11 protein-coding genes are annotated in these 13,984 nt (G+C 48.3%); 2 read left to right on the top strand and 9 right to left on the bottom strand.

Features of this window, described 5'->3' with window-relative positions; all coding sequences use genetic code 11:
* Window positions 1-11: 11 nt before the first annotated feature.
* From ACTTKA_RS06930 to tsaD, 4 genes are read right to left on the bottom strand one after another with little or no spacing between them, the layout of a single operon-like run.
* Entirely contained in the window at window positions 12-1,838 is a 1,827-nt protein-coding gene (locus tag ACTTKA_RS06930; RefSeq protein WP_442724459.1) for a peptidase U32 family protein, read from the bottom strand.
* On the bottom strand, window positions 1,839-2,786 hold the full coding sequence (metA, locus tag ACTTKA_RS06925; protein ID WP_442724458.1) for a homoserine O-acetyltransferase MetA: 948 nt from the start codon (window positions 2,784-2,786) through the stop codon (window positions 1,839-1,841). It lies immediately after the preceding gene.
* Window positions 2,787-2,836: 50 nt separating this feature from the next.
* Window positions 2,837-4,087 carry a competence/damage-inducible protein A gene (locus ACTTKA_RS06920; protein ID WP_442724457.1) on the bottom strand — a complete coding sequence of 417 codons (1,251 nt, stop codon included), beginning with the start codon at window positions 4,085-4,087 and terminating at the stop codon, window positions 2,837-2,839.
* Window positions 4,088-4,119: 32 nt separating this feature from the next.
* Complete coding sequence (tsaD, locus tag ACTTKA_RS06915; RefSeq protein WP_097560749.1) at window positions 4,120-5,148, bottom strand: tRNA (adenosine(37)-N6)-threonylcarbamoyltransferase complex transferase subunit TsaD; 1,029 nt, start codon at window positions 5,146-5,148, stop codon at window positions 4,120-4,122.
* Window positions 5,149-5,357: 209 nt separating this feature from the next.
* On the opposite strand from tsaD, the gene ACTTKA_RS06910 reads away from it, so the two are divergent.
* Entirely contained in the window at window positions 5,358-9,707 is a 4,350-nt protein-coding gene (locus ACTTKA_RS06910; protein WP_442724473.1) for a translocation/assembly module TamB domain-containing protein, read from the top strand.
* A gap of 23 nt (window positions 9,708-9,730) precedes the next feature.
* Here the strand turns inward: ACTTKA_RS06910 and ACTTKA_RS06905 are convergent, their stop codons facing one another.
* From ACTTKA_RS06905 to ACTTKA_RS06885, 5 genes are all read right to left on the bottom strand, one after another.
* Entirely contained in the window at window positions 9,731-10,456 is a 726-nt protein-coding gene (locus ACTTKA_RS06905) for a porin family protein (RefSeq protein ID WP_080948639.1), read from the bottom strand.
* Window positions 10,457-10,460: 4 nt separating this feature from the next.
* Window positions 10,461-11,027: a flavin reductase family protein gene (locus ACTTKA_RS06900; RefSeq protein ID WP_442713961.1), complete on the bottom strand. Its 567-nt coding sequence runs from the start codon at window positions 11,025-11,027 to the stop codon at window positions 10,461-10,463.
* Between the two features lie 48 nt (window positions 11,028-11,075).
* Complete coding sequence (pyrI, locus tag ACTTKA_RS06895) at window positions 11,076-11,543, bottom strand: aspartate carbamoyltransferase regulatory subunit (RefSeq protein WP_014224279.1); 468 nt, start codon at window positions 11,541-11,543, stop codon at window positions 11,076-11,078.
* Window positions 11,544-11,555: 12 nt separating this feature from the next.
* The gene (gene pyrB, locus ACTTKA_RS06890) at window positions 11,556-12,488 is read right to left on the bottom strand and encodes an aspartate carbamoyltransferase (protein ID WP_097560752.1); all 933 of its coding nucleotides are present in this window, start codon (window positions 12,486-12,488) and stop codon (window positions 11,556-11,558) included.
* Between the two features lie 145 nt (window positions 12,489-12,633).
* Complete coding sequence (locus ACTTKA_RS06885) at window positions 12,634-13,320, bottom strand: rhomboid family intramembrane serine protease (protein ID WP_442724456.1); 687 nt, start codon at window positions 13,318-13,320, stop codon at window positions 12,634-12,636.
* Window positions 13,321-13,594: 274 nt separating this feature from the next.
* Here ACTTKA_RS06885 and ACTTKA_RS06880 point away from each other — a divergent pair, with 274 nt between their 5' ends.
* Window positions 13,595-13,870 carry a hypothetical protein gene (locus ACTTKA_RS06880; protein WP_442724455.1) on the top strand — a complete coding sequence of 92 codons (276 nt, stop codon included), beginning with the start codon at window positions 13,595-13,597 and terminating at the stop codon, window positions 13,868-13,870.
* Window positions 13,871-13,984: the final 114 nt, after the last annotated feature.

Genomic DNA, 13,984 nt, shown 5'->3' with positions numbered 1-13,984 from the left:
CTCCGTCCCGCTTACTTTATGACCCGCATCTCGCAGCACCGACAATCGAACTCAAGCCTTAAAGAGGTGTCTTTATATTTGAGATAGAAAGGTTCTCTATACGGCGATTTCCGTTTGTGATGCACCGGACACCACCCCATGCTGTAACGCAGGCAATGTTTGGTGTACATCAGCGGAACGCCGTCAAGCGGTCTTTCTTCGTATGCACGCTCAAGCCGCTGCACGCCGTGCCGGCGATAAAACGCTTCGGCTTGTGCGTTATAAATGTTCGCCGTATAATTGAGCGTCGTGGAAGGGAATGCAACGGTTTCATTGCACACCGGACGCTTGGCATACCGACGGGGATAGCGAATCCGACGCACGGCGAGCAGTTTTTCTACCGCCTCGCGACGCATCTCGCCCAAAAACGATGAAGGCACGAAATAGTTTTCGCGCATCGTCACCGTAATATCTTCGGCTTCGAACGGTGTCTCTCCGAGTTTCGATAACTGCATGCGGATATTGTCGGACTGCGGCTTCCGTGCCGACTCATGCGCAAACGGCCGAACGACGGTTACGCAAGCATCCGTCTCGTCCGTTATCGTCAAAGCAAACCCTGCGGGACAATCGCTCCATTCCATCGTGACCTTGATCTTACGTTCGGCCGACGGCTTCGCCAGCACCGCCTCGAAATCATGATCGAAATTGCGGTATAGAACCGTCTTCGATCTTACGGACGGCATCTGAGCGGGAAAGATGCGATGAGCTTCCGTTCGGTTCACGCGAAATCCTTCCAGCTCGCCCCGTGCATTGAGGAAGACAAGGCCGTCGCCGTTATGTAAAGGCTTCAATCCCGATACGGTCAACGAACGTCCCTGCACCTCTTTCACCGTTCCGACCGGTTCACCGATCGATTTAGGCGTATCAAACGACGTGATCTCCGCCTCCCGACCGTGCAGAAAATATCCCGTAAAGCTCCGGTTGAAACTCTTCTCCGGACATGGTTCAAACGTGAAAGACGAACGTCCGGCAGAAGCGCGGAAGAACATCGGATGCTTGGCCATGATGGCATCTAAGCGGCGGCGGTAAAAAGCCGTGATGTTCTTAACATACGACATATCTTTCAGGCGTCCCTCGATCTTGAACGACGTAATGCCGGCATGCAGCATCGCTTCGAGATCGTCCGAGCGGTTCATATCGCGCAATGAAAGCAAGTGCTTACCGGATGCGATCGTCTTGCCATCCGCATCAACCATCGTATAAGGCAGGCGACAACATTGTGCGCAGGCACCACGATTGGCGCTGCGCCCCGTAAGCGCCTGACTCAGGTAACAGCGACCACTGTAACTGACGCACAACGCACCGTGCACAAACGCTTCGAGCGTCACATTCGGGGCATGCGCGGCAATCTCTCGTATCTCTTCGAGCGTCAACTCACGCGCCAACACCACCTGCTCGAAGCCGGTACGGCCGAGAAACGCCACTTTTTCAGGAGTACAGTTATCCATCTGCGTACTTGCATGCAACGGAATCGGCGGGATATCGAGACGTGTAATCCCCATATCCTGCACAATCAAAGCATCTGCACCGGCATCATAAAGCCGATGGATCATCCGTTCCGCATCCGTCAACTCCTCGTCTCTAAGGATCGTATTCAGAGCAACGTAAATCTTTACATTATATATATGAGCAAAGTCACACAGCGCACGGATGTCGTCGAGCGAATTACCGGCCGCCGCACGCGCGCCGAACTTCGGCGCACCGATATATACGGCATCGGCCCCGTGAAGCACAGCCTCCTTCCCACAGTGCAGGTCTTTGGCCGGCGCAAGTAATTCTATCGGTTGAGCGATCATCATTCAGGCATTAGGGCACGACAAATCTCCGAGCCGGCCGATGTCGGCAGCGCAAAAAGGAGTCTCCTGATAGACATAGTAGTTCAGCCAGTTGGCAAACAGCAAGTTCGCATGCCCGCGCCAACGCACCAAGGGGGGCTTCGACGGATCGTCGTCCGTATAATAACCGACAGGCTTTTCAATAGGTAATCCTTTGGCCACATCGCGCTTATATTCGCCGTCGAGCGTATCGGGCGCATACTCCGAGTGACCGGTAATGAAGAACTCGCGTCCTCCGCGTGCCATCATCATGTAAACACCGGCTTCCTCACTCTCGGAAAGGATTTTCAACTCACGAACTTGCATGATATCTTCGCGTCGCACCTCCGTGTGGCGACTGTGGGGAACGTAGAACTCATCGTCAAAGCCCCGGAAAATGGAGAGAAACGGAGCATTCAGGGTGTGACGGAAAATACCGAATTGCTTCGCGGGCAAGTCATGCTTCGGTACTCCGTAAAAATGATACAAGGCCGCCTGGGCCGCCCAGCATATATATAAGGTAGAAGTGACATGTGTCCGAGCCCATTCGAGAATCTGCGTCAACTCATTCCAGTAGGTAACCGCCTCAAAAGGCATCTGCTCGACAGGAGCGCCGGTGATAATCATCCCGTCGTAGAAACACTCGCGCATCTCATCAAAGTCCTTGTAAAACTCACGCATATGCTCGATCGGAGTATGTTTCGGGGTATGTCCCTTGATCTTCATAAGCTCCAACTCGATCTGCAAAGGCGAATTGCTGAGCAATCGTACGAGATCGGTTTCCGTTGTAACCTTCAACGGCATCAGATTGAGCACGATCACACGCAACGGACGAATATCCTGCTTCGTTGCCCGTAACGAATCCATCACGAAGATTCGTTCTCTCTTCAACAGCTCAATGGCCGGTAAGTTAGGAGGTAAGTTTAACGGCATAAATATTGAATGAATTATATAAACGGTTATATCGGCAGAGTCCATTGACGCTATGGTTGACGATCTCTCATCTCGTTCAACAGCATAAGCAGAGACATGTTCACTGTCCGGCGAATATTTTGATCACGAACGTTCGAGAAACGAAATTCGTTGGAAACGACATCGTCTCCGTGAGCGACAGCGATCCATACCGTTCCAACAGGCTTCTCCGCCGTACCGCCTCCCGGCCCCGCAAGACCAGAAGTGGCCACCGCATAATCGCAGCCCAGAACCCGCAAGGCTCCGCGTGCCATCTGCTCGACCACCGGCCGGCTGACAGCCCCGTACCGCTCCAGATCCGTTTCGGATACATTCAGAAGTTTATGTTTCAATGCATTCGAGTATGACACCACACCGCCCACATAATAGTCCGAACTTCCGGCTACAGATGTCAGCGCCGCGGCAATGGCACCGCCGGTACAACTCTCAGCCGTTCCGACCGTCTGTCCTCGTGCACGCAGACGCTCACCGACCAGGACTTCGATATCCTTGTCTCCTTCCGGATTGATCTGTCCGTGCAATCTCTGTCCAAGCTCTTTCCGCAAAGCCGCAAGCGTTGTTTCCGCTTCTTCCGACGTCCGGCTATATGCCGACAGTCGCAGACGGATGATACCGGCCTGCGGCAAATAAGCGAGTTTTACAAACGAAGGCAGACGCTTCTCAAAATCGGCCAATTCAATTGCCAAAGCCGACTCGGTATACCCCGTCACCCAACATGTTTCATGCTTGATATACAAATCTTGACGGAATCTTTTTTTCAGACGGGGAATAACTTCATGCGTCATCAACCACTTCATCTCGGCCGGAACACCGGGCATCGAAACAAAGACTTTGCCGTCGCGCTCGAACCATGTGCAGGGAGCTGTCCCTGCTTCGTTCCGAATCACAGTCGCTTTGTCGGGCACCAGAGCCTGATTCCGGGTCAGTTCGTTCATCGTCAAATTCCGACGTGAGAAAATCTTTTCAATATGGACATACACCTCTTCCGAAAAACGTAACGATGCGCCGAAACAGTCGCATAGAGCGTGCAATGTCAAGTCGTCCGAGGTAGGCCCTAATCCTCCGGTAATCAAAATCACATCGGCACGACATCCTGCCGCATTGACAGCTGATACGATATTCTCTGCCTTATCGCCTGTAACCGTCTTATGTACCACCTCGAATCCGTTATCATTCAATAGCGAACCCATCCATGCCGAATTCGTATCTACCACCTGTCCGATAAGCAGTTCGTCTCCGATCGTTATAATCTCTACAGTCATTTCTTTCTACAATTAAGATTTCGCTTCCCCGGCTACAATTCCACCCGTGCGAATGGCGTAGCATCCATCGGACAAAAGATCCGATCCCAATATTTAAAATATCCGGTCATGGCCACCATCGCCGCATTATCGGTCGTAAAAGCGTTCGGCGGCAAGTAAATCTTCCAACCAAACCGACGGGCATGGTCATGAAACGCATCGCGCAGCCCCGAGTTAGCCGAAACCCCTCCGGCCACGGCAACCTCATAAATGCCGAAATCATCAACAGCCTTCCGCAATTTGTTCATCAGGATATCGATGACCGTAGCCTGAAGCGAAGCGCAGAGGTCGGCTTTCCGTTGTTCGATAAAATCGGGATTCGTCTTCAACTCATCACGTAACGTATAGAGAAATGATGTTTTCAATCCGCTGAAACTGTAATCGTATCCGGGAATATGCGGCTTGCTGAAAACAAACGCTTTCGGGTCGCCCTCATTCGCCAGCCGATTGACGACCGGCCCGCCCGGATAACCCAGCCCCATCACTTTGGCACATTTGTCGAACGCCTCTCCGGCAGCATCGTCGATCGTTTGGCCCACCACTTCCATCCGGTCGTAGGCATCCACCTTGATAATCTGCGAATTTCCTCCGGACACCAACAGACAGATAAAAGGAAATGACGGGTGATCGTGATCTTCGGGAGACTGCTTGATAAAATGTGCCAACACATGAGCTTGCAAATGATTGACCTCAATCATTGGAATCCCCAGCGACAAAGCCAGTCCTTTGGCAAAAGAAGTGCCTACTAATAACGAGCCTAACAAGCCCGGCCCCCGCGTAAAAGCAATGGCGCTCAATTCCGATTTGTCAATGCCCGCCCGCTTGATCGCTTCCGAAACGACCGGTACAATATTTTGCTGATGCGCCCGCGACGCAAGCTCCGGCACAACACCGCCATAGGCCTCATGTACTGCCTGACCCGCAATCACATTCGAAAGCAGTACCCCGTCACGTATCACGGCGCATGATGTATCGTCGCACGAAGATTCAATCCCCAATATCGTTACATTATTATTTGTCATACTAAAGTCTTCGGTTTCGCTTAACGAAAATTAGGGCACAAAATAACAAAATCTACGGCGATAATGATTAGTTTTGTGAGTTAAATTTGATTTTCAGGCCGTTCATATAAACAGATCGCAATATTAAAGCTTTAAAATACATCGTTATAACGGTGCTCATCATTGGGTGGATAGGCTATGCGTTTCCCGCATTGCTACTGCATATCCCGATGGTACAGGAGAAGATTGCATCGGAGGCGGAGAAAGAACTCTCCGCCCGGCTTAACGTGCCTGTTACCGTAGGTAAAGTCGATATCGAGTGGTTAAACCGTCTCGTGTTGGGAGATGTTTCGATCGACGATCAAAACGGACAGAAGCTGTTTGAAGCTGATCATATCTCGGCCGGATTCAAAATCTGGCCGCTGCTCCACGGACAATGGGTTTTCACGACCGTCCGCCTGTTTGGTTTCTCGCTTAACATCGAACGGGAGACGCCCGACAGTCCTTTAAACCTTCAATTTGTTATGGATGCCTTTGCATCAAAAGATACGCTCTCCAAAACGAGTATAGACCTAAAGATCAATTCAATTATAATTCGTCGGGGACGCCTGAGATATGATGTGCTTAATGTACCCTTTCCGGATAATCGATTTAGCGCCGGACATATTCATTTAGAGGATATTAACGGGAAAATAATATTGCCGACCTTGCACGCTCCGACCTTTTCGGTAGAGATTCATAAGCTCAGTATGAAAGAACGATCGGGATTCCGGTTGAATAAGTTATCCGCTTTCGTAACCGGTAATCAAGACAGTGTCACTGTTCGTCAGTTAAAGATACTCTTGCCACAGACACAATTGCATATTGCCGGCGTTTCCGTCCGAAGCAGCATCGACCGACTGGTGAAAGAACAGACAGAAGCTCCCTTAGCAATACAGATCGCTCCTTCTGAAATCAGTCTCAGTGATTTGTCCGCATTTGTGCCGGCCTTTCAAAATGCTTCGGAGCCTTTTCAGCTGTCGGCTTCCGCATCGGGAACAATGGATAATCTGACAGTTCGCGACTTAACAGTAAGACAGGGCCGTACCCTATCGCTGAAAGCACAGATGAACCTGAAAAATATCTGGCATCCGGAAAAAAGTTATTTATTCGGACAAATAAGCAACTTACAACTGGCCTCAGAAAGTTTAGAGCGGATCATCCATAACTTTCAAGAAACGCCCGTGTCGCTTCCTACGCCTATTAACCGACTCGGGATGATCCATTTTACCGGAGAAATCTCCGGATTCATCGATCAGCTGGTAGCTTTCGGCAAGTTATCTTCCGACATCGGATCGCTTGAGATGGATATGCTTATCGGTCGGGAGAAGGAACACCGATTTGCGACGTATCTGAAAGGTAAAATCTCATCTTCCGAATTGGATATCGCACCTCTGTTCAACGAAAACACCCCCTATGGAAAAGTTCAATTCAAGGCGGAGTTGGATGCTTCCAAGCCGGCCAACGGGGCGTTTTCCGGCACTGTTCAGGCCAAAATCGACCGGTTTGAATACGAAAAGTATACATACGAGAACATCTTACTCTCCGGGGGCTTCCGTCCGAAAGAATTCAACGGTACCATCCGCATCGATGACCCGAACGGGAAACTTCATGCCGAAGGGCTCTTCAACAACAATGGAGAACAGTCGGAATTCAATTTCTCCGCCACGTTGGAACATTTCCGTCCGGACAAGCTACATCTCACCGAAAAATATGATTCGCCCGAGCTTTCGTTCCAAGTAAATAGCAACATCACCGGTAACCATATCGATAACTTCCAAGGACAGATTACCATCGACAATCTGTCATTCCTGACACGTACCGATACTTTTCTACTGAATACGGCACACATTCAGGCATCGGGAATATCCTCCGAACGGAAACTAACAGTCTATTCGGATCTTTTGAACGGAGAAGTAACCGGCTCCTGTTCTTTCACTCATCTTCTACCTTCGCTGGTGAATCTTATTCGTCCTTATCTTCCTTCGCTGAGCACGACTTTCCCTCCAAGTACTTCTATCGGAATAGACAGTTATTCCTTTACGATAAACATTGAGAATACCGAACGACTCTCTAAAGCGTTGAAGCTCCCGGTCGCCTTGCTAGCTCCGTCGCGCATCTTCGGGCACTACGACAATCCGAATGGACGATTCCATCTCAATGCTTCATTACCTCGATTCGAGGTTTCCCAATCCGTCTTCAAAGATGGTTCCATCGTGTTAAACAATCCGAATGGGGCTATGGAAGCAGAAATACGAGCGACTCAACTGCAACAGAAAGGCTCTCAGAACCAAATCCACATCAAGGCCGATGCCGCCAACGACCGATTGAGGACTTCTTTCACACTGGAAAACAACCAGAAAGACGGAGTTAAAATAGCCCTCTCTTCTTCCACGCAATTTTCCATAACGGAAGAAGACGGAAGCAAAAAGCTGCTTTCTAAAATCTCTATCGAACCGAACAGAATCATCGTCAAAGATTCCACCTGGAATATCCAGCCGGCCTCCATCACCATTGATAAAGAAAAGATATTCGTAGACAACATCCATCTATCTAAAGGCGATCAGTACCTCCGAATCAACGGGACAATCTCTTCTTTCAGCCCTCAGGAAACCCTTACACTCGATTTGAACGACATCGAGTTAAGCTACATTTTCGACATTGTAAACATTCCCGCCCTGCAATTCGGAGGACGGGCTACCGGAACTTTCCGCCTGAATGATCTTTACGGAAGCCGCATCATCAACACCAATCTTGAAGTGCAAGATTTTTCGTTTAACAGAGTCGTGCAAGGACGTCTGAATCTTTTCAGCGAATGGGATAACGACCAGAATGGCATCCTGCTGCTGGGCACCATCTACAAAGACCGCTCGACGTGGACGGATGTCAACGGATACATTTATCCCGTCGGCGAAAAAGAGGGGCTTTCTCTTTATTTTGATGCAAAAGATTTAGATATCGGTCTGTTACGTCCATATCTCAGCTCCTTCACCCAAGTATTTGAAGGTAATTGCTATGGAAACCTGCATCTGTATGGGCCTTTTTCCGATCTCTCGTTCGAAGGAAAAGCATTGATCCGGAATGGCCGTATTGGAGTCGATTTCCTTCAGACCGTATATTCTTTTTCCGATTCCGTTTTCATGACTCCTACCACCATCGAAGGCCGAAATATTGTTATTCACGATAAACATGGAAATAAGGGAGCTGTCGACTTTACCGTACAGCACGATCACCTTCGGGATTTCGGTTTTTCAGCCGACATCAAAGCAAACAATCTATTGTTATACGATGCTTCGGAAAGAATAAACCCCAACATTTACGGAGTCTTATACGGAACGGGAAATGCCAGCCTTCGAGGCACCGAACGACTTATCCATATCAACGCCAATATGCGAAGCGACCGCAATACGACAGTCGGCTTCAACTTTGCCAACGGATCATCAGCCGAAGAGTACGATTTCATCCGATTTAAGGACAATCCGACGACAAAAGACAGTACCCTTACAAGAACAATCGCACAGGCTGCCAATGACGATAATGAAGGAACGGAAATACGCATCAACATCGTTGCCGATGTAACTCCGGACGCCAAGCTGGAACTGATTTTAGACCCTGTCAGCGGAGACAAAATAAAAGGCGACGGAAGCGGCAATCTCCAAATCCAATACGGAACAAGCAGCAATTTGGCCATGTATGGAGGATATACGATCCGGGAAGGAAGCTACAATTTCAGTCTGCAACAATTAATCCGCAAAGACTTTAAGATTCGGGAAGGGAGTCGCATCGATTTTCGTGGCGATCCGCTGAGCGCACTGCTTAGTCTGGATGCAAGCTATCACTTGAAAGCCAATATCCAAGATTTGGATGAACGCTTGGCTGTGGAAAGCGGTATTCAACGTAACATCCCAGTAAACTGCCTGCTGAAACTGAACGGACGACTACAAAACCCGACGATCTCGTTCGATATGGAGTTCCCGAATTCAACCCATGAACTGGCGCGGCAAGTACGTTCGTTCATCGGCACGGAAGATATGATGACGCGACAGATCGTCTACCTGCTTGTACTCAACAAATTCTATACCCCGGACTACTCAAAAAATGCGTATCGGTCGAATGAGTTCAGCGCCATGGCATCTTCGGCTTTGTCGTCGCAGCTCTCCGGCATCCTGAACAGTCTGACAGATAAGGTGCAGATCGGAACGAATATCCGCTCTCGTCAAGATGGGGTCACGGATACCGAAGTGGAGATGCTTCTTTCAAGTCAGTTATTAAACAACCGTTTGTTATTTAACGGAAACTTCGGTTATCGTGACAATTACATTCAAAATAATGCATTTGTCGGAGAGTTTGATCTGGAATATAAATTGACTCCTTCCGGCGAAATACGTCTGAAAGCGTACAACCATGCCAACGACATGTATTACCGATATAATATGAAGTCACCGACCCGACAAGGGGTGGGGCTGATGTTTCACAAAGATTTTTCTACGTTATCGGAGATTTTCCGGAGGCGAAAAAAGCGTACCGCAAACCTGTTCTAAGTAAACAAGTCTTCCGCTCTTTTTTAGAACAGAATACCCACCGACATGCTCAACCCGTTCAGGTATTTACTGATATGCAACGATGAGGCTCTCTCCGTTCCTCCCGAATGATATGAAAACGGATCGAAATCAGAATGCAAGCGATTCAGGCCGTATTCATAGCCGATATCGAAAGTCAGTTTGCCGATCAGTACTTCCATCGCCGTGTAGGCCGCCCAATGATAAGGCGATGTATCCCCGTTATATGAGAAAGAAGTATGCGGACTATTCGCCGTAAACTGCACGTCGTAATTATATTTTAACTTGACTCCGCCCATAAGACTAAACACATACGGACGTTGTTTAATCAAATGGTAACCTACCACCACCGGTACTTCGAGCGATTTGATCTCCATCGTCATCGCCTGGGGAAATTCCATGGCTGATTCGTTTGTCTGCTCCGAAGCGGGACGAATCACATCGAACCGAATGTCTCCGCTCGAATAATTCCAAAAGGCTGACGGCTGAATAAAAAAACGGTCGACATTGACCCGTATCAGAAAACCAGCCATATAACCTACATCGTGTTTGAGGTGGATATCTTCAAACCTGACCTCATCCAAGTCAATCGATGAAATATCCGACTGTAAAGCCCGCAACCCGACCTTTACTCCCAGATTCACCACCTTATGATCCGGCTTGATAAGTGACTGAGCTGGTGCCGCAATATAGCACATCGCGCTTAATATCAAGAGAATAAATCTCCCCATGTGCTTATTTTTTCTTTTTTACCGACCAACCGAAGAAACCGAGCAAGTCTCCCATTCCATAGTATTTACCATGCACATACGTCAGTAAATCTGCCTTCTGCATATCGAAAGCACCGGTCTCGGGATGAAGGTATTTCTCGTCGGCCTTCACATTGACGACCTCAGAGATAAACATGTCGTGTGAGCCAAGTCTCATCACCTCTTTGACCCGGCATTCGATGCAAAGCGGCGATTCCTCGATCAGCGGAGCCCGAACGATAGAAGCGCATCCGGGAGTAAGTTTCATCTCCTCGAATTTACGATGGTCCTTCCCCGAAACAACGCCGCACCAGTCTGTTGCAAATGCCATATCACGAGTCGTCAGGTTAATCACGTATTCCATATTCTTTTTCAGAATGGGATATGAAAAGCGTTCGGGACGCACCGAGATATAGCACATCGGCGGGTTCGAGCAGATTGTTCCCACCCAGCTTACAGTCAAAATATTATATTCCGACGGATCACTTCCGCACGAAATCATCACCGCCGGTAGCGGATAAATCATAGTTCCCGGTTTCCAGTCCTGTTTCATAATCGTTTGTTTTACAGCAAAATTTCCTCGCAAGCCGGCATCGACTTACTATTTAATTGTAATTTCTTCCTGATTCGTTTTACGTTCACAATAACGGCATTTGACGGCGCCTGTCTCTTTATCTGTCACATAGAAATGTGATTTCATCGGTTCATTGTTCGTGATACATTTAGGATTGTTGCATCGGATGATATCAATCAGTTCATCGGGCAGACGAACACATTTCTTTTCTACGACTTCATAATCTCGGATGATGTTGAGCACAACATTCGGTGCAACAAGTGCGATTCGGTTGATCTCGTCTTCCTCAAAAAACTTATCCGCAATCTTAATCATGCCCTTGCATCCCATCTTCTTACTTTCAAAGTTGTTACCGATCGTAATGCGGTTGTCCATCTTATCAAGTCCAAGCAATTCGGCCACCTTAAACAATTGAGCCGGGGGGATATGGTCTATCGCCGTACCGTTTTCAAGCGCGGCCACCTGCAATTCTTTTCGTTTACCTTTGTTTGACATCTTTATCTCTGATTAATTGTCGATTTTCGTCTTTATATCAATGCCTAGCACGTCGCAGATAATCGCCTCGCGGGTAAAAAGACCGTTCCGCGCCTGCTGGATGTAATACGCTTTCGGATTATCATCCACATCGTAAGCGATTTCGTACACACGTGGCAGCGGATGTAATACGCGCAGATTCGGACGCGAATGTTCGAGCATCCTGTTATGCAAAATATACACATTTTTGACCCGTTCGTATTCAACAAGATCCGTAAAACGTTCCCGTTGTACACGCGTCATATAAAGAATATCCGTCTGGTTGATAATATCTTCGGAAAAGACGGTATGTTCATGAAATCCGATACCGTGTGTACGACAGAAATGCTTCTGTTCTTCCGGCATCTTCAATTCTTCCGGAGCGATAAAATGGAACGTCGGATGGAAGTGCGACATACCGACAATCAGCGAATGAATCGTACGTCCGTATTTCAGGTCGCCTACCATCGTGATGGTCAGGTTATCAAGTGTCCCTTGCGTCTTTTTGATCGAATAGAGGTCGAGCAGTGTCTGTGAAGGGTGTTGATTGGCGCCGTCGCCGGCATTGATGATAGGTACCTTCGTCACTTCGGAGGCATAGCGGGCAGCCCCTTCAAGATGGTGGCGCATGATGATCACATCGGCATAATTGCTGACCATCAGAATCGTGTCTTTAAGGGTCTCCCCTTTCGACGAGCTGGTGGTCGAGGCGTCCTGAAAACCGATAACACGTCCTCCCAAACGATTCACCGACGTCTCGAAGCTCAGACGTGTACGTGTCGAGGGTTCGAAAAAGAGTGTGGCCGCAATCTTGCCTTCAAGCAGGCGGCGGTCGGGATTTTCTTCAAACTTCCGGGCGTTCTCAAGAATACGCAGAATATCTTCTTTCGTACATTGATCAATCGATACTAAACTTTTATTCAACATAACGGGATGATTGTATGACCACAAATGTAAGAAAAAAAAATGATCTGCTGCGAAGATGTAAAAATAAGTTTCTCGTATGCAAAAAATACGTACCTCATTACGGATATATACCCAATGAAGCCGTTTCTGACAATCCGACGCCTTCCTATGCATCAGGGACAGATGAGGAAGGCTGTTCTTCGTCGGGTATCTTCCAGTAAGCTTCGATATCTTCATCCGGTTCTTCGTCTTCGCCTTCAAAAGGATCAGGTGGAGGTGGCGGCCCCCAACGACGTACATAGATTGCCAGAACAATACCCGAGACCAGGCCGGAGAAATGTCCTTCCCACGAGATGGTTGTATGCCTGTAGAGCGAAGGAAAGAATGCCCATACAAATCCACCGTACAGAAAAGCGACTAACAGGGCGAAAGCCATCTGCCGGGGTACTCGCCGGATCATACCGGTCACGAAATGAAACGCCGCCAAAGCATATATCACTCCACTGGCTCCAATATGGACGGAACCGGCCGAAGCAATACTCCACGTGAACAATCCGCTCATCAAATAGAGGTAAGCAAAAATTGTCCGGCTTTTTTCACGGTAGAACAGAATGAGTCCAAAAGTGAGCACCCATAACGGCGGCATGTTGGAGAGCAGATGCTCCCATCCCGCATGCAGCAACGGCATCGTAAGAATGCCGGACAATCCTCGAAGATCATGTGGGGCCAGCCCGAAACGTTGCAGCCGCAGGGAGAAGCATACATTGACGATATGTACCGCACAAGGTACAGCGATCAACAGACTCGCATACAACGCGGCGCGGCGTGCTTCTTTTTTATCGTTGTCTTCCATCAGGAAGCAAAGATACGATTTCCGAATCTGTTTTCGCTACGACTACAAGTGTCGGACAGAGCAACCTCATCAAAAAAGAGTTTGTCTTTGAGCTATGAAAGCGCATGGATCCCTATTATTTACATGCTTCCGATCCGTGGGTTGTGGGTTGTTGCAGGCATAAGTTAAGCGATATTTTAGTTATAGCATTAGCCACTTATTTGTGTGGGGGCAAGAACTCTGTTTCTATCGCCTAAATCTGGCACAAGAGACTCCGGATAACAAGGAAAGCGAAATGGCTGTTATGTCGGAAATGTTAGACAATCTGACACTTAAAGAGACTATTATCTGTCCTGACGCGATGGGGGCACAGACCGGCACTGCTGAGCAAATTATCTCGGCAGAGGCTGAATACGTCTTGTGCCTGAAAGAAAATCACAAGCACTTGTTTTTAGATACCCGGGATACTTTTACCGGGAAATACACACGTTTTGTTTATAGCACCGAAAAAGACCGAATGCAGTGGTACATCCCCCCTCCTCCTCTTCAAAGGAAGAATTTGCAGGGCTGACGGTTAATCATTCTTTCTGCAATAATCAAATAATAAGGAAGCTAACAAAATTAAACATGAAAATTACAGCTTGCCGGCAAAATTTGCGTTATCTTTGTTCAGACAAAATAAACG

Origin of the sequence: Tannerella sp. (assembly GCF_052170195.1) — a bacterium.
In the GTDB taxonomy this organism is placed as follows: Bacteria; Bacteroidota; Bacteroidia; order Bacteroidales; family Tannerellaceae; genus Tannerella.
Note: the sequence above shows the minus strand (reverse complement) of the source record. Positions and strands in the feature narration are given on the sequence as shown.